Below are 21,413 nucleotides of genomic sequence, written 5' to 3'. Positions count from 1 at the left end.
ATGAACTATTCAGAAATTATGATTCGCTATGGCGAATTGTCAACCAAAGGGAAAAACAAGATGCGGTTTGTTAACAAACTCCGCAATAATATCAAGCATGTCCTTTCTGTTTACCCAGAAGTGTCGGTTTATTTTGATCGTGACCGTGGTCATGTCTATTTGAATGGAGCAGACTATCAGGAAGTTTCCGCTTCTTTGAAGAAGATTTTTGGAATCCAAAGTTTTGCGCCATCTTATAAGGTTGAAAAGTCTGTTCCAGCCTTGAAAGAGGCGGTTGTGGAGATTATGCAGTCTATTTACAAGGAAGGGATGACCTTCAAGATTGCTGCGCGTCGTAGTGACCACAATTTTGAATTGGACAGCCGTGACCTTAACCAAGTCCTTGGAGATGCGGTCTTCTCAGCTATTCCAAATGTGCAAGTGCAAATGCAGTCTCCAGATATTACCTTGCGAGTGGAAATCCGTCCTGATGCTGCTTATATTTCCCATGAAGAAATCAAGGGAGCAGGTGGTCTTCCAGTTGGAACATCTGGAAAAGGAACGCTGATGTTATCAGGCGGTATTGATTCGCCTGTTGCGGGCTATTTGGCTCTCAAACGTGGGGTCGAAATCGAAGCTCTTCACTTTGCTAGCCCGCCTTACACGAGTCCAGGTGCACTTAAGAAAGCCCATGATTTGACTCGTAAATTGACTGCCTTTGGTGGTAATATCACCTTTATTGAAGTGCCATTTACAGAAATTCAGGAAGAAATCAAGGAAAAGGCACCTGAAGCTTATTTGATGACCTTAACACGTCGCTTCATGATGCGGATTACAGACCGAGTTCGTGAAGAACGTGGTGCCATGGTTATTATCAACGGTGAAAGTCTAGGACAAGTGGCAAGTCAGACCTTGGAATCCATGCAGGCTATCAATGCGGTGACCAATACACCTGTTATCCGTCCAGTCGTTACCATGGACAAGTTGGAAATTATTGATATTGCTCAAGAAATTGATACATTTGATATTTCCATCCAGCCATTTGAGGATTGCTGTACCATCTTTGCCCCTGACCGTCCAAAAACGAACCCTAAAATCAAAAATGTCGAGCAGTACGAAGCTCGTATGGATGTAGAAGGATTGGTAGAACGTGCTGTTGCAGGAATTATTGTGACAGAAATTACTCCAAAAGTGGAAGCAAAAGATGAGATTGACAATTTAATCGAAGATTTACTGTAAACTGTTGACGAAGTTTAATGCCTGAAACGGTTGGGAAAGAATAGACAATTTTAGAAAGAAATTCATTCAGCGCATCAAATGAAGGTTACTATTAACTTGATTTGATGCGTTTTTTAATTATTTGACTTAGGTATCCTTACCTTTTATAACCTAACGTTCGGAAAAATCGAATTTTTGTGGTATAATGGACTTTCGAAAAAGATTTGAAGGAGTTTTTATGAAAAAAGGAGCCTTAACAGGTTTACTACTGTTTGGTATGTTTTTTGGTGCAGGAAATTTGATTTTCCCACCTGCACTTGGTGTCTTATCTGGTGAACATTTCTGGCCAGCCATTTTAGGATTTGTCGTATCGGGTGTCGGTATTGCCGTGATTGCTTTGATTGTAGGAACACTCAACCCTAAAGGCTACGTGCATGAGATCTCACGTAAGATTTCACCCTTGTTTGCTACTTTTTATCTTGTTGCCTTGTATTTGGCGATTGGACCATTTTTTGCAATTCCACGTACAGCAACAACTGCTTTTGATATGGGGATTGCACCCATGTTGGAGGGACAAAACACACAACTGTGGTTGTTTGGTTTTACAGCTCTTTACTTTGTGGCAGCCTATTTGATTGCCCTCAATCCATCTCAAATCTTGAATAGTATTGGTCGTATTTTGACTCCTGTATTTGCTATTTTAATTGTGATTCTAGTGGTATTGGGTATCCTTAAATATGGTTCTACAGCTCCACTTCCTGCAACCGATGCTTATTCAGCAGGACAGGCTTTCGGGACAGGATTTATTGAAGGATACAACACCCTTGATGCCCTTGCTTCAATTGCCTTTAGTGTCGTAGCAGTGAACACCTTAAAACAACTTGGTTTCTCCAGCAAGAAAGAATATGTCTCAACTATCTGGTCTGTTGGTTTTGTAGTAGCCTTAGCTTTCTCAGCACTCTATGTAGGCTTAGCTTTTCTTGGGAATCATTTCCCAGTTCCGGCAGATATGTTGGCATCGGATACGCACAAAGGGGTCTATATCTTATCGGCTGCAACACAGGCAATTTTTGGTCCGTCAGCTCAGCTTTTCTTGGCTCTGATGGTAACGGTAACCTGCTTCACAACAACAGTTGGCTTGATTGTATCGACTGGACAGTTTTTCAATGACCGTTTCCCACGATTATCTTATAAAGTCTATGCAACTATTTTCACCTTGATTGGTTTTGGAATTGCCAATCTTGGCTTGAGTAAGATTATCGCCTTTTCGATTCCGGTGCTCTTGGTCCTTTATCCGATTACCATTTGTCTGGTTATGATTATTATTGTTAATAAATTTGTTCCACTTTCTGTCTACGGTATGCAGCTAACAGTGGGTGTGGTGACGGTTATGTCTCTTGTGGAAGTAGTGGCAGGTCAGTTGGGCTTGGAGCCAGTCAAAGCTTTCTTTGCAGCTCTGCCATTATCCCAACAGTCTCTGACCTGGCTCTTGCCAGCCTTGGTCGGAATTGTCCTCTCTCTGTTCTTACCAAACAAGCAGGAGAGCGAAGCTTTCGAAATGTAAGAAAAGTGATACAAAACACTTGCATTTGCAGGTGTTTTTGTTATAATAGGAGTGTTGACTATGCACACATCCTGTGCAACCGCACGAATGCCGTTCTTTCATTGAGAGTAGAGTAAGTGGTTCGTCCCACGGTACTAGGCGAGTCTTCACATCAAATTCGGGCAAGACCCAAAAATCATAGGAGGTGCATAATGAGCACATACGCAATCATTAAAACTGGCGGCAAACAAGTTAAAGTTGAAGTCGGTCAAGCTATCTACGTTGAAAAATTGAACGTTGAAGCAGGTCAAGAAGTTACTTTCGAAGAAGTAGTTCTTGTTGGTGGTGAGAAAACTGTTGTGGGTACTCCACTTGTAGCAGGCGCTACTGTTGTTGGTACTGTTGAAAAACAAGGTAAACAGAAAAAAGTTGTTACCTTCAAGTACAAACCTAAAAAAGGTAGCCACCGCAAACAAGGTCACCGTCAACCTTACACAAAAGTTGTTATCAACGCTATCAACGCTTAAGGCGTAGCTTGAAGCAATCATTACAGAAATTCGGAGGAATAACATATGTTAAACTTGAATCTTGCTAACTTGCAATTTATGGCCCACAAAAAAGGTGGAGGTTCAACGTCAAACGGTCGTGACTCACAAGCGAAACGCCTTGGTGCGAAAGCTGCTGACGGCCAAACTGTATCAGGTGGTTCAATCCTTTACCGCCAACGTGGTACAAAAATCTACCCAGGAGCTAACGTAGGTCGTGGTGGAGATGACACTCTTTACGCTAAAGTAGAAGGCGTTGTACGCTTCGAACGTAAAGGTCGCGATAAGAAACAAGTATCTGTTTACCCAATCGCAAAATAAGTCTGAATATGGCTTAGCAATAGGCTTTCCGAGATTTCGGAAGGTCTGTTTTTTTGTTTTGGTACCCATTTTGGTACCCATATTTTAAAATCCAATGTAGGAAGCAAACTTATCAGCAACTTCATTCTTTGCTTTTTGAGTGACATGGGCATAGATGTCCATGGTGGTTTGGATGTTCTCGTGACCTAATCTTTCCTGCACTTTCTTGATGGTGGAATCAGCTTTAAAGAGTAGGGAGCAGTGGATGCGTTGGGAGCCGTGTGGTGTAATATTGTTGAAGTCTGGGTGTTTCCTTGGAGCATTTGAAAAATCAATCTTTTAATTGCCATTTTTTTAATGATTAGAAAAAAATACTAACCAACTTTGGACTGATGATTGTTGAAATGTGTTTTTTATCCCTTGGTCTTTCACCTCCATCTAGGTTGGTATAGAAGTGACGCTTTATGGTGTAATTTGAAGTCTCCCAAAATCTACATATTTCTGGTATAATAGAAAAAGTAGTATAAAAGAGGATTTTACGATGAATATTCAACAATTACGATACGTAGTGGCTATTGCTAATAGTGGAACGTTTCGAGAAGCGGCGGAAAAGATGTATGTTTCTCAGCCAAGTTTATCCATTTCCATTAAAGATTTGGAAACAGAGCTTGGTTTTCAAATCTTTAGTCGAACCAGTTCTGGCACCTTTTTAACGCAAAAAGGGATGGATTTTTATGAAAAAGCTCAAAATTTGGTAAAAGGTTTTGATCAGTTTGAACATCTTTATTTGCAACCTGAAGAAGGTGAGAAAACTTTTTCTATTTCTAGTCAACACTATGATTTTTTACCTCCATTGATTACCGAGTTTTCGAGACAACATCCACAATATCCTCATTTTCGTATTTTTGAATCAACCACAGCACAGATTTTAGATGAGGTTGCCCAAGGATATAGTGAATTAGGTATTATCTATTTAAATGATAAAAATACGAAAGGTATTATGCAAAAGTTAGATAAACTTCATTTGCAAGCGATTGATTTATCTGATTTCCAAACACATATCTACCTTCGGGAAGACCATCCCTTGACAAATAAAGAGGAGATTGAACCAGCAGATTTGGTTGGTTTACCAACTGTTCGATTTACCCAAGAGAAGGAAGCCTATCTATATTATTCAGAAAATCTGATTGACACCTCTGACTCATCAGTAGTTTTTGATGTGACAGATCGAGCTACCTTAAATGGCATTTTAGAACGTACAGACGCTTATGCGACTGGTTCGGGTTACTTGGATGATGAGAGTGTGAATGGGATTACAGTGATACCATTTAAAGGAAAAGTTGACAATCGCATGGTCTACGTTAAACGTGCGAGTGATGAATTGAGTCAATGCGCACAGGATTTTGTGGAGACTATGCAGTCATATTTTGATAAAAAGAAGGAAGAACATGCGTAAATTTGGGTTTCCGCTCCTTGCGGCGGTTTTAATTGCTATTGATCAATATGTGAAAGCTTGGACAGTTGCGAATATTGAGTTAGATTCAGTAAGAGAATTTTTACCAGGTTTCATGAGTTTGGCCTATTTGCGCAACTATGGTGCAGCTTGGTCGATTTTGCAAAATCAACAATGGTTTTTTACGATTGTAACTATTGTTGTATTGATTGGGCTGGTTTGGTACTATATTCGACAACTAAAAGGCAGTCTTTGGACATTATTCAGTCTGTCTTTGATGATGGCTGGAGCTTTGGGTAACTTTATTGACCGTGTTCGTTTGGGGTATGTTGTTGATATGTTTCACCTGGATTTTATAAATTTTCCGATTTTTAATGTCGCTGATATGTGCTTGTCGGTTGGGGTTGGATTGTTATTTATTTGTATATTGAAAGAAGAGTATGATGGAAATAAAGGTTGAAACAGGCGGTGTTCGTCTGGATAAGGCATTGTCAGAATTGACAGAGTTATCTCGTTCGGTGGCAAATGACCAAATCAAGGCTGGTCAGGTATTGGTCAATGGTCAAGTAAAGAAGGCAAAATATACTGTACAAGAAGGGGATATCGTTACCTATCAAGTACCAGAGATTGAAGAAATTGATTATGTCGCTGAAGATATTCCTTTAGATATTGTTTATCAAGATGAAGATGTCGCTGTTGTCAACAAACCTCAAGGAATGGTTGTGCACCCCTCAGCTGGGCATACTTCTGGGACCTTAGTTAATGCTCTTCTATACCATGTCAAAGACTTGTCAGGTATCAATGGAGTCCTTCGTCCTGGGATTGTTCATCGAATTGATAAGGATACCTCAGGTTTATTAATGATTGCTAAAAACGATGATGCTCATACAAAACTCGCAGCTGAGTTAAAAGATAAAAAATCCCTTCGCAAGTATTGGGCCATTGTACATGGAAACCTTCCAAATGATCGTGGAGTCATTGAAGCACCTATTGGTCGTTCTGAAAAGGATCGTAAGAAACAGGCTGTGACGGCAAAAGGGAAAGAAGCGGTCACGAGATTCCAAGTATTGGAACGATTTGGTGACTATACCTTAGTTGAATTGACATTAGAAACAGGTAGAACCCACCAAATTCGGGTTCACATGGCTTATATTGGTCATCCAGTTGCTGGGGACGAAGTTTATGGTCCCCGAAAAACTTTAAAAGGACATGGCCAATTTCTCCATGCCAGAACTCTTGGATTCACTCATCCGAAAACTGGAGAGGTAGTTGCTTTTACAGCAGAAGCGCCAGCTATTTTTCAAGATACACTAGAGTATCTTCGTCGAACTGCTAAAGGCTAGGGGGCGCGAGAACAGACCATTCTCTGAAAAAATTGTGAAAATTTCAGTTTGGTGAATGGAAGTGGCAAGGAAGCTTGCTGATTTTGGCCCACTTGCTCATTTTATAAAAAGATGATAGACTAGTACAGATAACATTTGAGGAGAAAATGAATGGAAACTTTACCAAATTGCCCAAAATGCAATTCTGAATACGTTTATGAGGATGGAGCACTATTAGTTTGCCCTGAATGTGCCTATGAATGGAACCCAGCTGATGTGGCTGAAGAAGAAAATGGTCCAGTGGCAATTGATGCAAATGGCAATCGTTTGGCTGATGGCGATACTGTTACACTTATAAAAGACTTGAAAGTCAAGGGTGCACCTAAGGATTTGAAGCAAGGTACACGTGTTAAAGGGATTCGTATCGTCGAAGGTGACCACAACATTGATTGCAAAATCGATGGGTTCGGTGCGATGAAGTTAAAATCTGAGTTCGTTAAGAAAATTTAGTATAGATTTGGAAAGGACTGGTTGACCAGTCTTTTCGCGTTTTTGAAAGGATATTATGAAATATCAAAGTATTTTGTTTTACAGTAGGTGTCTGCTGGCTATTTTAGCTGTTACTGGTACAGCTTTGGAGATTATCAAGTATGGCATCGGCATGCTTATGTATTACACAGTGCAGTCTAACTTACTGGTCTCCCTGTTCGCTGTGTATATGGTTTATGCCATGTTCAAGGGAAACGATTTACAAGGTCCTCAGTTCCTTCGAATAAAGGCTGCGGTAACAATGTCAATAATGATTACCTGTGTGGTCTATCATTTTATGTTGGCACCACTGGCCGAAGATTTTTGGCGTGTTGAGAATATACTTTGCCACTATGTTGTTCCTTTGTACTTTTTTGCTGGATACCATCTTTGTAGATCATCAGCGCCAGTATAAATGGTTTGATCCGATTTGGTGGACCTTATTACCAGTTCTGTATATGATTTTTGGGTTAATCAATGGCTTTTTTCTCAAGATTCCAATTCCAGATGCCAAGGATAGTCCATTTGCCTATTTCTTTTTAAATGTGCCTAAATATGGCTGGTCGTATGTATTGACCTATGTAGGAATTATTTTTGCAGCCTATCTTATCTGCGGATTTGGATTAGCTGGAATCAAGTGTCTATGTCTTGCGCCAAATAAACAGATTCAAAATGATTTCCACTAAAAACCGAAAGTTAGTATTTTTTTCAACAAAAAAATTGTCAAGGACAGTATTTTATGCTATACTCTGCTTAATAAATCCTTTAATACCTGTCCAGAGAGGCAGACAAGGAGTCGGATGATCATTAGGCTGGTCTTGATTGTCTTTTAGTTTACTTTTGAAATTGAGCAAGGTTCTCAGGATTGGGAAATAGGAAACAATGTTTTTTATTCGTTGCCATAATAATCGTAGGACTCGAAGACCATATTAGCTGATATTTTCAAAGTCTCCTTGGAAAAGGAGACTTTTTCTATATTTTTTGGAGGTCTTATGAAGACAAAAGAAATCGTTGATGATATGACCATGAAGCGGGCGATTACCCGCATCACATATGAAATTATCGAACGCAACAAAAATTTAGACAATATCGTTCTTGCTGGCATTAAAACACGTGGTGTTTTTATAGCTAAGCGAATTCAAGAAAGGCTGAAGCAAATTGAGGGGATTGATGTACCTCTGGGTGAATTAGATACCAAGCCTTTCCGAGATGATGTGAAAGTTGAAGAAGATACAACGAATTTTACTGCGGATGTCAATGATCGGGATGTCATCTTGGTAGATGATGTACTCTATACTGGACGAACCATTCGTGCTGCAATTGATAATATTGTGTCACTTGGAAGACCCGCTCGCGTTAGTTTGGCTGTATTGGTTGACCGCGGTCATAGAGAATTACCGATTCGTGCAGATTATGTTGGAAAAAATATCCCAACAAGTCGGACAGAGGAAATCATAGTTCATATGACGGAAATTGACCAACAAGATGCTGTTTTATTAGTAGAAGCGGAATAAGTCAAGTAGATTAAAGGCGGTAAGTATCATGACAATTGTAGATGGTAAAGTATCTCTAAAACATTTGGTGACTATGGAAACACTTTCGAATGAAGAAGTGCTGGGACTTATCCAACGGGGATTAGCTTTCAAAAAAGGTGAGCCTGTTGCTTTAAATCGTAAATATTACGCCTCAAATTTATTCTTTGAGGATTCAACACGCACTCACAAATCATTTGAAATGGCTGAACTTAGATTAGAAATGGGAATGATAGATTTCGATGCCCGTACGAGTTCGGTAAATAAAGGTGAAACCCTTTATGATACAATTCTAACCATGTCGGCATTAGGGGTTGATATTTGTGTGATTCGACACTCAGAGGTAGATTACTACAAACAATTGATTGATAGTCCGACAATACAGACTTCAATTGTCAATGGTGGAGATGGTTCAGGTCAGCATCCGAGTCAATCTCTGCTTGATTTGATGACAATCTATGAAGAATTTGGCCGCTTTGATCAGTTAAAAATTGCTATTGCAGGGGACATCACTCATTCGAGGGTTGCTAAATCAAATATGCAAATTCTCAAACGATTGGGAGCTGATATTTACTTTACTGGTCCTGAAGAATGGTATGCGGAAGAATTTGATATTTATGGTAAACATGTAAATATTGATGATATTATTGAAGAAGTAGATGTCTTGATGTTGCTCCGTGTTCAACACGAACGACATGATGGGTCAGAAAGCTTTTCAAAAGAACATTACCATCGTTTGCATGGATTAACTGAGGATAGATATAAACGACTAAAAGAACAGACAATTGTAATGCATCCAGCACCAGTTAATCGTGATGTAGAAATTGCTGATCATTTGGTTGAAGCACCTAAATCACGCATTGTCCGACAAATGCAAAATGGTGTATTTGTCCGAATGGCTATCTTAGAAGCGATAGTGAATGGCAAAGCATAAAAGTTTCCCTTGCACTAGCTTAACAGTTCTTCTATTATCGAGCTGAACTATTAAGCGTCGGACTATTGTTTAATTCTATCCGGAGAGATAGAAAATAGAAAGGCAAGGGACAGGTCAATGGTTGCAAGCAACTCATTTCCCTACGCCTGGGAGTGGGAAAGAACTCGAAAAGTAAAAAAGAGTTCGTCTTCCCACCCCCGCACAGTTGATTAGGTTAAATTTGGAGTATAGAATACGAACAAATTTACCAATCAACCACTGCGCTGAGATGTTGACACCTGCTCTTAGAAATGGTGATATACTTTAAGGCTATCCCTTGCACTAGCTTAACAGTTCAACTATTATCAAGCTGAACTGTTAAGCGTCGGACTTATCTTATTTAATGTCAACCTGTGAGTTGACAAATAGAAAGGAGAAGATACGTGTTCGACTATGATTTGATTATCATATTCGAACACGCCCTAAGGACTGTGCGAAAAAGATAAACGTCGTCTTGATGCTTGGTGCATCAGCGTCGCGTTTCCTATTTTCGCTTTGTCCTTTTAACGGGCTTTGTATCATTGATTATGTCAAAAAGACGATTAATTTTGGAAGATGGAACTATTTTTGAAGGGGAAGCCTTTGGTTCCGAATTAGATGTGACTGGTGAACTGGTTTTTTCAACGGGCATGACAGGTTACCAAGAGTCCATTACAGACCAATCATATAATGGTCAAATTTTAACATTTACGTATCCTTTGGTAGGGAATTATGGTGTCAATCGTGATGATTATGAGTCCATTAATCCAACTTGTAAAGGAGTAGTTGTTAGTGAGTGGGCTAGACGGGCAAGCAACTGGCGGAACCAACTAACATTAGATGAATTTTTAAAAGCAAAAAATATTCCAGGGATTTCTGGTATCGATACGCGTGCCTTAACAAAAATTATTCGTAAACATGGGACTATGAAGGCAACAATTGCAAATGTGGGTGATTCCATTGAGCATTTGACAGATCAGTTGCGTGCGACAGTATTACCGACCAATAATATTCAGCAAGTATCAACGAAAACAGCTTATCCTGCTCCGGGAATTGGGCGTAGCGTGGTCTTGGTTGATTTTGGTTTGAAGCATTCAATCTTACGTGAATTGTCCAAGCGTGAATGCAATGTTACTGTAGTTCCATTTGATACGACAGCAGAAGAAATCTTAGCACTCTCTCCAGATGGTGTGATGTTGTCCAATGGTCCTGGAAATCCAGATGATGTACCGGAAGCGTTGGAGATGATTCGTGGTATCCAAGGGAAAATCCCTATTTTTGGAATTTGTATGGGACATCAATTGTATGCCAAGGCAAATGGTGCTAAGACGTATAAGATGAAGTTTGGACACCGTGGCTTCAACCATGCTGTTAGAGAAATTGTAACTGGTCGTGTAGACTTTACAAGCCAAAACCATGGTTTTGCGGTTTCGCGTGAAGATCTGCCAGATTGTCTCATGATTACGCATGAAGAAATCAACGATAAATCGGTCGAGGGTGTGCGTCATAAATACCTTCCAGGATTCTCGGTACAATTTCACCCAGATGCAGCACCCGGTCCTCACGATGCTAGCTATCTTTTTGATGAATTCATGGACTTGATGGACTCATTTAAACAAGAGCACAATTGACAAACAAAATATAGTGCGACTTCGAGATTACATGCGCGTATGCAATTGTCCACTAAGCTGAAAAGTTGAGTCGAATTCTGAGAACTAGTGCTGCATTTTCGTTCAGTTGCTAGCTTAGACACTAGTTTAAAAACCTCAATTATGATTGAATAGAGATTTCAGACATCGGTTGATTATTTCATTCTATCCGGAGAGATAGAAAATAGAAAGGCAAGGGACAGGTCAATGGTTGCCAGCAACTCATTTCCATACACTAGCCTCTATGGAGGTCAGGCTATCCCTTGCACTAGCTCGAAAATGGATTAATGTCGAATCCATTTTCTCATGTCGGTCAGAGCAAGTCGGACTTCATGCGAACGCATTTGTCCTCCTACGCAAAGTCCTATGGGATCTTTGCTAACTCTGACACTAGCAGTAAGGTTTAACTAATATCGAGCTAACCCTTACTGCGTCGGACTATTATTTAATTCTATCCGGAGAGATAGAAAATAGAAAGGCAAGGGACAGGTCAATGGTTGCCAGCAACTCATTTCCCTACGCCTGCCTCTATGGAGGTCAGGCTATCCCTTGCACTAGCTCGAAAATGGATTAATATCGAATCCATTTTCTCACGTCGGTCAGAGCAAGTCGGACTTCATGCGAATGCATTTGTCCTCCTACGCAAAGTCCTATGGGACCTTTGCTAACTCTGACACTAGCAGTAAGGTTTAACTAATATCGAGCTAACCCTTACTGCGTCGGACTATTATTTAATTCTATCCGGAGAGATAGAAAATAGAAAGGCAAGGGACAGGTCAATGGTTGCCAGCAACTCATTTCCCTACGCCTGCCTCTATGGAGGTCAGGCTATCCCTTGCACTAGCTTAACAGTTCATCTATTATCGAGCTGAACTGTTAAGCGTCGGACTTATCTTATTTAATGTCAACCTGTGAGTTGACAAATAGAAAGGAGAAGATACAGGTTTGAGTAAGATTTGATTATCCTATTCGAACACGCCCTAAGGACTGTGCGAAAAAGATAAACATCGTCTTGATGCTCTAAGCATCAGCGTCGAGTTTCCTATTTTCGCTTTGTCCTCTTAACGGGCTCTGTATCATAAATTATGCCTAAACGTACGGATATTAAAAAAATTATGGTGATTGGGTCTGGTCCCATTGTGATTGGTCAGGCTGCTGAGTTTGACTATGCTGGGACACAGGCTTGTTTAGCTTTGAAAGAAGAAGGCTATAGCGTTGTCTTGGTCAATTCAAATCCTGCAACAATCATGACAGATAAAGAAATCGCGGATAAGGTTTACATTGAACCTATCACGATTGAATTTGTTACACGTATTTTGCGGAAAGAGCGTCCAGATGCTCTTTTACCAACACTTGGTGGTCAAACTGGTCTAAATATGGCTATGGAACTGTCTAAAGCTGGTATTTTAGATGAACTTGGTGTTGAGTTATTGGGAACTAAGCTGTCTGCAATTGATCAGGCTGAGGATCGTGACCTATTTAAGCAACTGATGGAGGATTTGCAACAGCCAATTCCTGAATCTGAAATTGTTACAACGGTTGAGGAGGCCTTGGCTTTTGCTAAGACAATTGGCTATCCAGTAATTGTTCGTCCAGCCTTTACCTTAGGAGGTACCGGTGGCGGTATGTGTAGCAATGAGTCGGAGTTGAAAGAAATTGCTGAAAATGGATTGAAACTTTCACCTGTTACACAATGTTTGATTGAACGTTCTATTGCTGGATTCAAAGAAATAGAATACGAGGTCATGCGTGATGCTGCGGATAATGCCCTTGTTGTGTGTAACATGGAAAACTTTGACCCTGTTGGAATTCATACAGGTGACTCGATTGTATTTGCGCCAACTCAGACGCTTTCAGATATTGAAAATCAAATGCTACGTGATGCCAGTCTGACAATCATTCGTGCCTTGAAAATCGAAGGTGGTTGTAATGTTCAGTTGGCTTTAGATCCACATAGTTTCAAATACTACGTCATTGAGGTGAATCCACGTGTTTCTCGTTCATCAGCCTTAGCTTCAAAAGCAACAGGCTATCCAATTGCCAAACTAGCTGCTAAAATTGCTGTCGGTTTGACCTTGGACGAGATGGTTAACCCTGTGACGGGAACAACTTACGCTATGTTTGAACCAGCACTCGACTACGTTGTTGCTAAAATTCCTCGCTTCCCATTTGATAAATTTGAAAAAGGGGAACGTCGTCTTGGTACACAGATGAAAGCAACTGGGGAAGTGATGGCGATTGGTCGTAACATAGAAGAAAGTCTTTTGAAGGCTTGTCGTTCCTTGGAAATTGGTGTTTACCACAATGAAATGCCTGAGCTAAGTCACTTGTCTGATGATGCTTTAGTAGAAAAAATTGTTAAGGCTCAAGATGACCGTCTTTTCTATCTTTCAGAAGGTCTAAGACGAGGATACACTGTTGAAGAGCTTGCTCAATTAACAAAAATTGATATCTTCTTCCTTGATAAACTGCTTCATATATTAGAAATCGAGCAGGAATTAGCCATCAATCATGATAATATTGATTTGTTGAAAAAAGCTAAAAAATATGGCTTTGCAGATCGTAAAATTGCAGAACTTTGGGGTAGAACAGAGTCCTATATTCGTCAGCTGCGTACAGATCATAAGATTATTCCTGTTTATAAGATGGTAGACACCTGTGCAGCTGAATTTGAAAGTTCAACACCTTATTTCTATTCGACTTATGAGTGGGAAAATGAATCCATTCGGTCTGAAAAAGAATCTGTCCTTGTGTTAGGATCAGGTCCGATTCGGATTGGGCAGGGTGTTGAGTTTGACTACGCGACAGTCCATTCGGTAAAAGCTATTCAGGCCGCAGGCTATGAAGCGATTATTATGAATTCAAACCCTGAAACAGTTTCGACAGACTTCTCTGTTTCTGATAAGTTATATTTTGAGCCTCTAACTCTTGAAGATGTCCTCAACGTGATTGACTTGGAACAACCAAAGGGTGTTATCGTTCAATTCGGTGGACAGACTGCGATCAACTTGGCGGAACCATTGGAAAAAGCTGGTATTCCAATCTTAGGTACGCAAGTGGCTGATTTGGATCGAGCAGAAGATCGTGATTTGTTTGAAAAAGCCCTGAAAGATTTGGGTATTCCACAACCACCTGGGCAAACTGCAACAAATGAAGAGGAAGCGTTAGAAGCGGCTCGCAAGATTGGATTCCCTGTACTTGTACGGCCATCTTATGTTTTGGGTGGTCGCGCGATGGAAATTGTTGAAAATGAAAATGATCTACGTTCCTACATGCGAACAGCAGTTAAGGCATCGCCAGAACACCCTGTCTTGGTTGACTCATATATTGTAGGTCGTGAATGTGAAGTGGATGCTATATCAGATGGTACTGATGTTTTAATTCCTGGTATCATGGAGCATATTGAACGTGCTGGAGTTCACTCAGGGGACTCAATGGCAGTTTATCCACCACAGACTTTATCGAAAAAGGTGCAAGAAACGATTGCGGATTATACTAAACGTCTAGCAATCGGCTTGAACTGTATTGGTATGATGAATATTCAGTTTGTCATCAAAGACGAAATAGTTTATGTCATTGAGGTAAATCCACGTGCCAGTCGTACGGTTCCATTCTTGTCAAAAGTAACAGATATTCCGATGGCGCAAGTGGCAACGAAATTGATTTTGGGGCAAAGCCTTTCAGAACTTGGTTATGAAGATGGACTCTATCCTGAAAGTCAACAAGTCCATGTCAAAGCTCCTGTCTTCTCATTCTCAAAATTAGCTAAAGTAGATAGTCTTTTAGGCCCAGAAATGAAGTCAACTGGTGAAATTATGGGTTCAGACGTCACACTCGAAAAAGCCCTTTATAAAGCTTTTGAAGCAAGTTACCAGCATTTAGAAGAATTTGGGAACATCGTCTTCACTATTGCAGATGAAGATAAGGAAGAGGCCCTTGCTCTTGCAAAACGGTTCTACGAATTGGGTTATGGTCTATTTGCGACAGTTGGTACTTCAGACTATCTGATTGAAAATGGCTTACCTGTTACGCTCATTGGAAAATTAGGAGATCCTGAAAATCAAGATATTCCTAGTCTCGTTCGAGCTGGGAAAGTCCAAGCTATTATTAACACAGTTGGTAAAAAGCGTGTAGCAGATGGTGCTGGACAAGTGATTCGTAGTTCTGCTATTGAAGGAGGAATTCCTCTCTTTACAGCTCTTGATACTGCTGAAGCCATGGTTAAAGTTCTAGAAAGCCGTAGCTTTATGACACAGGCAATTTAATAGGACCTAAAAACAGGATGAATGTTGAGTTCATTCTGTTTTTTGAGTATACTAGATACAGTATGAAAGTATTAATCACTACGAGTCTGAGGATGGATGATAATCTTGTTGCAAAGGCGAAACAGCTGGCTGAGGAGTTAGGTATAGCATACTTGAAAAGAAACAAGCGGTCCATTTCGTCTTTATTAAAGGAAGTAGAAAAGGTGCTTGTGCTCTATCAAAATAAGCTTGTTTTAGAGCAGAGAAATGGTCAAACCTTCTTTTTCCACCCTGACACAGCGATGTTGCGAATAAAAGCAGGACATGATCCACTATTAGATCTAATTGGGCCACCAAAGAAAACGATTTTAGATTGTACCATGGGACTAGCTTCTGATAGTATCGTATTAGCTAGTGCCGGTCATCAGGTGACATCCTTGGAGAGTTCACGGCTTATTTATTTTATTGTTAGTCGTGGTTTACAGGATTTCAACAGTAGTAATGTGCTGGTGGATTGTGCTATGCGATCAGTTCAAACTAAATGTATAGATAGTTTAACCTATCTGAAAGAACAAATAGATAAGTCTGTTGATGTCATTTACTTTGATCCCATGTTTTCAGAAGAAATCAAGGAATCAAACAATCTTGCTGGTTTAGTGGAGATGGCTGACGGAAGTCGATTGTCAAAAGAGTTGCTTCTTGAGGCAAAACGGGTTGCAAGGGAAAAAATTCTTGTCAAGGCTCATTTCAGAGACAGTGTTTTTGAAGAATTTGGCTTTAAACGTCATGTAAGACCCAATCAAAAATTTCATTATGGAGAAATTCGTTTGAAGGAGTGAGAACAGAATGAAAATATTAGTAACTGGTTTTGATCCATTTGGAGGTGAGTCTATCAATCCTGCACTGGAGGTTATTAAATCATTACCAAAGCAGATTGCAGGCGCAGAGATTCTTCTTGAGGAGATTCCAACTGTTTTTTATCAAGCTGCAAGTGTTCTTGAAGAAGCCATGGCTAAGTATGCACCAGATATTGTGCTATGTATTGGACAGGCTGGTGGAAGGACGGAATTAACACCTGAGCGTGTTGCCATTAATCAAGACGATGCTCGCATTCCAGATAATTTAGGACAACAACCAATTGACACTATGATTCGTGAAGATGGGCAACCTGCTTATTTTTCAACCTTACCCATCAAAGCAATGGTTGAAGCCATTCGTGCAGCAGGTCTTCCAGCCTCTGTTTCTAATACCGCAGGGACCTTTGTCTGCAACCATCTCATGTACCAAGCTCTTTACTTAGCTGATAAACAATTTCCAAAGACTAAGGCTGGTTTTCTTCATATTCCGTTTCTGCCGGAACAGGTTCTTGACAAACCAGGCTTTGCCTCTATGTCTCTAGCCGATATTGTTAGAGGAGTTGAAGTAGCCATTGGAGCAATAGTTGCATTTAAAGACAAAGAGGATGTGAAGAACATTGGAGGTGCAACACATTGATGGGGGATTGTATGGAAGCTAGGAAACGTGTCGAGGAGATGGAAAAAATATTTAATATGCATCTGGAGATGAACAAGTCCCTTGCTGATAGTGTTACCCAACTCAATCAGGCACAATCAAGTTATTTACGGTTGCTAGATTATTATCAAAGCCAGACCTATATGGAAGATCTTGATTTATCCAATAAAGGTTATTTTGATGGTATTCCTTGCGGTGTATTGAGTGAAGATGGAGTCTATAATTTGCTTTTTGACCGCCCGAATTTAGCAAGTCAACTGAGAGAATTAGCGGATCTGCTGGAGCAATAAAAATGGCAATAAAATTTTTAAAAAGTGTCAAGTTTTTTTCTTGACACTCTGTTAAAGTGTGTTATAATAGAACATGTGCTAAATAGCTCTGCTATTTCACCGAATAAGAAAAATTAAAAGAAAAGAGACATTAAAAAATGGCAGTAAAAATCCGTTTGACTCGTATGGGTTCTAAAAAGAAACCTTTCTACCGTATTAACGTTGCAGACTCACGTGCACCACGTGATGGTCGTTTCATTGAAACAGTTGGTACTTACAACCCACTTTTGGCTGAAAACTCAGTAACTCTTAAAGAAGAACGTGTACTTGAGTGGTTGGCAAAAGGTGCACAACCATCTGACACTGTTCGTGCTCTTCTTTCAAACGCTGGCGTATTGAAAAAATTCCACGAACAAAAATTCTCTAAATAAGAACAGTAAGCGAGAACACTTATGGACATGATTGAAAATCTCATTATTGCGATTGTGAAACCTTTGATTTCACAGCCTGAAAACTTGACGATTAAAATCGTTGATACACCTGAATTCTTAGAATACCATTTGGATTTAGATCAATCGGACATCGGCCGTGTCATCGGTAAAAAAGGACGTACCATTTCTGCAATCAGAACGATTGTTTATTCTGTCCCTACAAGTGATAAAAAAGTTCGTTTAGTGATCGACGAGAAAGAATAGAAAGTCACCTTTTGGTGGCTTTTAAATTTACAGTCAGGGGCCTTGCCCCTTTTAACATATAGAAAGGATGAAAAGATGAATCTGATTTGGACTTATTTGAAAAAATATCCAAAATGGTTAGCATTAGATTTGTTGGGAGCTATTTTATTTGTTGTAGTAAACTTAGGCTTGCCTACATTTTTGGCAAGAATGATTGACCAAGGTATTACCAAAAATGATGCCAGTCAGCTCTATTTCTGGGCTGGGATGATGGGGCTTATTGTCTTATTAGGAATTGCTGGTCGTGTGATTTTGGCCTATGCAGCAGGGAAGTTAACGACAACTATCGTAAAAGATATTCGGAATGATCTGTATGAGAAAATTCAAGACTATTCCCATCATGAATATGAGCAAATTGGTGTTTCTTCCCTAGTTGCTCGTATGACAAATGACGCCTTTGTTTTGATGCAATTCTCTGAGATGGTTTTGAAATTGGGAATTATTACTCCGTTGATGATGGTAGCCAGCGTTGTGATGACCTTGGTTACGAGTCCAAGTTTAGCATGGACAGTGGCGGTCGCTATTCCCTTCCTTATTTTCGTTATCTATTATGTTGCGACTAAAACACGCCCCTTATCCGAAAAACAACAAAAACGGTTGGATACAATCAACCAGTATGTTCGTGAGAACTTAATGGGACTTCGTGTCATTCGTGCATTTACGCGTGAGGAGTTTCAAGAAGAGCGTTTTTCAGATGTCAATGAACAATATACAGAAACGTCTAAAAAGCTTTTCAACCTTACTGGGTTGACGGAGCCCTTGTTTGTGCAGATTATCATTGCTATGATTGTGGCAATCGTTTGGTTTGCTTTGACCCCTCTACAAGAGGGCAGTCTGCAAATCGGTGATTTGGTAGCCTTTATCGAATATAGTTTCCACGCGCTATTCTCATTCTTGCTCTTTGCCAACTTGTTTAACATGTATCCACGTATGTCCGTATCAAGCCAACGGATTCAGGAAGTCTTGGACATGCCCATTTCCATTTCTAAGAATGAAGAAGGTATTACTGAAACAGACACTCGTGGTTATTTGGAATTTGAAAATGTAACTTTTGCCTATCCTGGTGAAACGGAATCGCCTGTTCTCCACAATATTTCATTTAAGGCTAAGCCTGGGGAAACCATTGCCTTTATTGGTTCAACAGGTTCTGGTAAGTCTTCCTTGGTCAACTTGATTCCACGTTTCTATGATGTGACACTTGGTCGTATCTTGGTGGACGGTGTGGATGTCAGACGCTACAATCTAAAGGCACTCCGCAGCAAGATTGGTTTTATTCCGCAGAAAGCTCTGCTATTTACCGGAACTATCGCGGAAAACTTAAAGTACGGTAAGATGGATGCTAGTCTTGCTGAACTTCATGATGCGACGGATGTGGCTCAGGCTATGGAGTTTATCGAGAGGAAGGAAGAGAAGTTTGACACCCATCTTGCTGAGGGCGGAAGCAATTTGTCTGGTGGGCAGAAACAACGTCTTTCGATTGCGCGTGCTATTGTGAAGCAGCCGGATATTTACATTTTTGATGATTCCTTCTCAGCCTTGGATTATAAGACGGACGCAATTTTGCGGAGTCGTTTGAAGGAAGTAACGGAAAATGCGACAGTGCTGATTGTTGCCCAACGTGTTGGAACCATTATGGATGCTGACCAGATTATCGTGCTGAACGAAGGTGAAATCGTTGGCCGTGGCACCCACAATGAATTGATGGAGACCAACGAGATTTATCGTGAAATCGCGAATTCTCAGCTCAACCGTCAATCCTTGACAGAAGAATAGGAGGAATTATGAAGAATAGATCAGTATTTATCCGTGTTTGGGACTATTTACGTCATTATCAATCTTCAGTATTTTTGGCTGTTTTTCTAAAAACCATTAGCGCAGTGATGAATGCTCTGGAACCCTTCGTTTTGGGACTGATCATCACAGAATTGACTAAAAATCTGTTAGATATTGCAAATGGAGTAGAAGGGGCCCATATCAATGTTTCCTATATTGCCATCATGCTTGCGCTATATGCCCTCCGTGCCCTTCTATATGAAATCGGTGCCTATGGTTCTACCTATTTCATGACTAAGGCGGTACAGGGAGCAACCAAGGAACTGCGGCAGGATTTGAGTCACAAGATTAACAAAATTCCCGTTTCCTATTTTGATAAACACCAGTATGGTGACCTATTAGGTCGATTTACAAGTGATGTGGAGACAGTCTCAAATGCCTTGCAGCAAAGTTTTCTTCAGCTCGTCAATGCTGTACTAACCCTTTCTTTAGCCATTTTTATGTGTTTTTGGTTGGATATATCCCTGGCTCTCGTAGTCGTAACCTTGGTTCCAGTGACCTATTTGGGTTCCAAGTTTGTCATGGGCAAGTCCCAGCCCTACTTTAAACAACAGGCGGATGCATTGGGACGATTGAACGGTTTTGTTCAGGAAAACCTAACAGGTTTCAACGTCCTCAAACTCTATGGACGAGAGGAAATCTCTACAGAAGAATTTCGCCAGATTACTTCGGATTTGCAAGAAGTCGGCTTCAAAGCCAGTTTCGTATCTGGTTTACTCATGCCTTTAGTTCACGGTTTTTCTAATATTGCCTATGTCGTCGTAGCCTTGCTTGCTGGTTTGAAAGTCCTAGCAGGTAAACTAACGGTTGGTAACATGCAGGCCTTCGTCCAATACGTTTGGCAGATTTCTCAGCCCGTCCAAACCTTGACCCAGTTGGCTCCACAGTTGCAGTCTGCCAAATCTTCCCTTGAACGCATCTTTTCAGTCTTAGATGAACTTGACGAAGAAGACGCCAATGCGCTAGAGTTGACAGCTGGTTTGACCGGACAAGTTAGCTTTGAACAGGTTGAATTTGGCTATTCAGAAGACAAGCCACTTATTCGTAACTTTAATCTTGATGTTAAGCCAGGAGAAATGGTGGCTATCGTAGGACCAACAGGGGCTGGTAAAACAACCCTCATCAACCTTCTCATGCGTTTCTATGATGTCACTTCAGGTGCTATCAAGGTTGATGGTCAGGATATTCGGAATATTTCTCGTCAATCCTACCGTAGTCAATTTGGCATGGTCTTGCAGGATGCTTGGCTTTACGAGGGGACGATTAAGGAAAACTTACGTTTTGGACGTTTGGATGCGACGGATGAGGAAATTGTAGAAGCTGCTAAAGCCGCCAACGTTGACCATTTTATTCGTACCCTGCCTGGCAGTTATAATATGGAAATGAACCAGGAATCCAGCAATATTTCCCAAGGTCAGAAACAGCTTTTGACCATTGCGCGTGCCTTGTTGGCGGACCCAGCCATTCTTATCCTTGATGAAGCGACTTCCTCAGTTGATACTCGCTTGGAACTTTTGATTCAAAAGGCTATGAAACGATTGATGAAGGGGCGGACAAGTTTCGTCATCGCCCATCGCTTATCAACCATTCAGGAAGCTGATAAGATTTTGGTCTTGAAAGATGGACAGATTATCGAACAAGGTAATCATGAAAGTCTTTTGGCTGACAAAGGTTTCTATTATAACCTCTATCAAAGCCAGTTCAGCCAGTCTAAATAGGGGATAATAGTGTACAGTGAAAAGTATCGATTCAATCGGTACTTTTTCTAATCCTTGTGCATTCTTCCGCTACATGTTAAAA

At 40.5% G+C, this 21,413-nt stretch carries 19 protein-coding genes, 2 pseudogenes and 1 other annotated feature; of the genes and pseudogenes, 20 read left to right on the top strand and 1 reads right to left on the bottom strand.

From position 1 onward, the window contains the following. The 4 genes from thiI to rpmA all read left to right on the top strand — a co-directional run bounded on the left by thiI (position 1) and on the right by rpmA (position 3,606). Entirely contained in the window at positions 1-1,218 is a 1,218-nt protein-coding gene (gene thiI, locus K6V43_RS00420) for a tRNA uracil 4-sulfurtransferase ThiI (protein ID WP_222381054.1), read from the top strand. A 217-nt stretch (positions 1,219-1,435) separates the two neighbouring features. Beyond that, positions 1,436-2,761, top strand: a complete 1,326-nt coding sequence (brnQ, locus tag K6V43_RS00415; RefSeq protein WP_222381053.1) for a branched-chain amino acid transport system II carrier protein — start codon at positions 1,436-1,438, stop codon at positions 2,759-2,761. 67 nt (positions 2,762-2,828) lie between these two features. After that, positions 2,829-2,917, top strand: a sequence feature (ribosomal protein L21 leader region). 35 nt (positions 2,918-2,952) lie between these two features. Further along, positions 2,953-3,267: a 50S ribosomal protein L21 gene (gene rplU, locus K6V43_RS00410; RefSeq protein ID WP_002941330.1), complete on the top strand. Its 315-nt coding sequence runs from the start codon at positions 2,953-2,955 to the stop codon at positions 3,265-3,267. A gap of 45 nt (positions 3,268-3,312) precedes the next feature. Further along, on the top strand, positions 3,313-3,606 hold the full coding sequence (gene rpmA, locus K6V43_RS00405) for a 50S ribosomal protein L27 (protein WP_009909754.1): 294 nt from the start codon (positions 3,313-3,315) through the stop codon (positions 3,604-3,606). 84 nt (positions 3,607-3,690) lie between these two features. On the opposite strand, the pseudogene K6V43_RS00400 reads toward rpmA, so the two are convergent. After that, a pseudogene (locus K6V43_RS00400) lies at positions 3,691-3,900 on the bottom strand (tyrosine-type recombinase/integrase); the annotation flags it as partial. A 226-nt stretch (positions 3,901-4,126) separates the two neighbouring features. On the opposite strand from K6V43_RS00400, the gene K6V43_RS00395 reads away from it, so the two are divergent. The 16 genes and pseudogenes from K6V43_RS00395 (at position 4,127) to K6V43_RS00320 (ending at position 21,331) form a co-directional block, all read left to right on the top strand. Then, positions 4,127-5,041 (top strand): LysR family transcriptional regulator, encoded by a 915-nt coding sequence (locus K6V43_RS00395; RefSeq protein ID WP_024397081.1) that lies wholly within the window; start codon positions 4,127-4,129, stop codon positions 5,039-5,041. Then, a complete protein-coding gene (gene lspA / locus K6V43_RS00390) occupies positions 5,034-5,498 on the top strand; it encodes a signal peptidase II (RefSeq protein ID WP_172103817.1) in 465 nt (154 codons plus the stop codon). The genes K6V43_RS00395 and lspA overlap by 8 nt, the downstream gene beginning before the upstream one ends. Then, the gene (locus K6V43_RS00385) at positions 5,482-6,381 is read left to right on the top strand and encodes an RluA family pseudouridine synthase (protein WP_160863629.1); all 900 of its coding nucleotides are present in this window, start codon (positions 5,482-5,484) and stop codon (positions 6,379-6,381) included. The genes lspA and K6V43_RS00385 overlap by 17 nt, the downstream gene beginning before the upstream one ends. Positions 6,382-6,531: 150 nt before the next feature. Next, positions 6,532-6,870 carry a zinc ribbon domain-containing protein YjdM gene (locus tag K6V43_RS00380; protein ID WP_024392247.1) on the top strand — a complete coding sequence of 113 codons (339 nt, stop codon included), beginning with the start codon at positions 6,532-6,534 and terminating at the stop codon, positions 6,868-6,870. 55 nt (positions 6,871-6,925) lie between these two features. Beyond that, a pseudogene (locus K6V43_RS00375) lies at positions 6,926-7,574 on the top strand (Pr6Pr family membrane protein). A gap of 306 nt (positions 7,575-7,880) precedes the next feature. Next, entirely contained in the window at positions 7,881-8,402 is a 522-nt protein-coding gene (gene pyrR / locus K6V43_RS00370; RefSeq protein ID WP_024392245.1) for a bifunctional pyr operon transcriptional regulator/uracil phosphoribosyltransferase PyrR, read from the top strand. 28 nt (positions 8,403-8,430) lie between these two features. Next, entirely contained in the window at positions 8,431-9,354 is a 924-nt protein-coding gene (locus K6V43_RS00365) for an aspartate carbamoyltransferase catalytic subunit (RefSeq protein ID WP_024397085.1), read from the top strand. 566 nt (positions 9,355-9,920) lie between these two features. Further along, complete coding sequence (locus K6V43_RS00360; protein ID WP_024392243.1) at positions 9,921-11,003, top strand: carbamoyl phosphate synthase small subunit; 1,083 nt, start codon at positions 9,921-9,923, stop codon at positions 11,001-11,003. Between the two features lie 1,103 nt (positions 11,004-12,106). Further along, complete coding sequence (carB, locus tag K6V43_RS00355; RefSeq protein WP_222381052.1) at positions 12,107-15,286, top strand: carbamoyl-phosphate synthase large subunit; 3,180 nt, start codon at positions 12,107-12,109, stop codon at positions 15,284-15,286. 62 nt (positions 15,287-15,348) lie between these two features. Beyond that, positions 15,349-16,104, top strand: coding sequence for a class I SAM-dependent methyltransferase (locus K6V43_RS00350; protein WP_172130180.1), 756 nt, complete (start codon positions 15,349-15,351; stop codon positions 16,102-16,104). A gap of 7 nt (positions 16,105-16,111) precedes the next feature. After that, on the top strand, positions 16,112-16,759 hold the full coding sequence (gene pcp / locus K6V43_RS00345) for a pyroglutamyl-peptidase I (protein ID WP_222381050.1): 648 nt from the start codon (positions 16,112-16,114) through the stop codon (positions 16,757-16,759). Positions 16,760-16,770: 11 nt separating this feature from the next. After that, complete coding sequence (locus K6V43_RS00340) at positions 16,771-17,067, top strand: DUF4298 domain-containing protein (RefSeq protein ID WP_261311735.1); 297 nt, start codon at positions 16,771-16,773, stop codon at positions 17,065-17,067. A 137-nt stretch (positions 17,068-17,204) separates the two neighbouring features. After that, positions 17,205-17,477, top strand: coding sequence for a 30S ribosomal protein S16 (gene rpsP / locus K6V43_RS00335; RefSeq protein ID WP_024392238.1), 273 nt, complete (start codon positions 17,205-17,207; stop codon positions 17,475-17,477). 21 nt (positions 17,478-17,498) lie between these two features. Further along, positions 17,499-17,741, top strand: a complete 243-nt coding sequence (locus K6V43_RS00330) for a KH domain-containing protein (protein ID WP_024392237.1) — start codon at positions 17,499-17,501, stop codon at positions 17,739-17,741. 75 nt (positions 17,742-17,816) lie between these two features. Beyond that, positions 17,817-19,553, top strand: coding sequence for an ABC transporter ATP-binding protein (locus K6V43_RS00325; protein ID WP_222381048.1), 1,737 nt, complete (start codon positions 17,817-17,819; stop codon positions 19,551-19,553). A gap of 8 nt (positions 19,554-19,561) precedes the next feature. Then, on the top strand, positions 19,562-21,331 hold the full coding sequence (locus tag K6V43_RS00320; RefSeq protein ID WP_222381047.1) for an ABC transporter ATP-binding protein: 1,770 nt from the start codon (positions 19,562-19,564) through the stop codon (positions 21,329-21,331). The last annotated feature ends 82 nt before the right edge of the window (positions 21,332-21,413 follow it).

This window comes from Streptococcus suis (assembly GCF_019794615.1).
Classification (GTDB): Bacteria; Bacillota; Bacilli; order Lactobacillales; family Streptococcaceae; genus Streptococcus; species Streptococcus suis_AI.
This window is presented reverse-complemented; position numbering and strand designations above follow the sequence as displayed.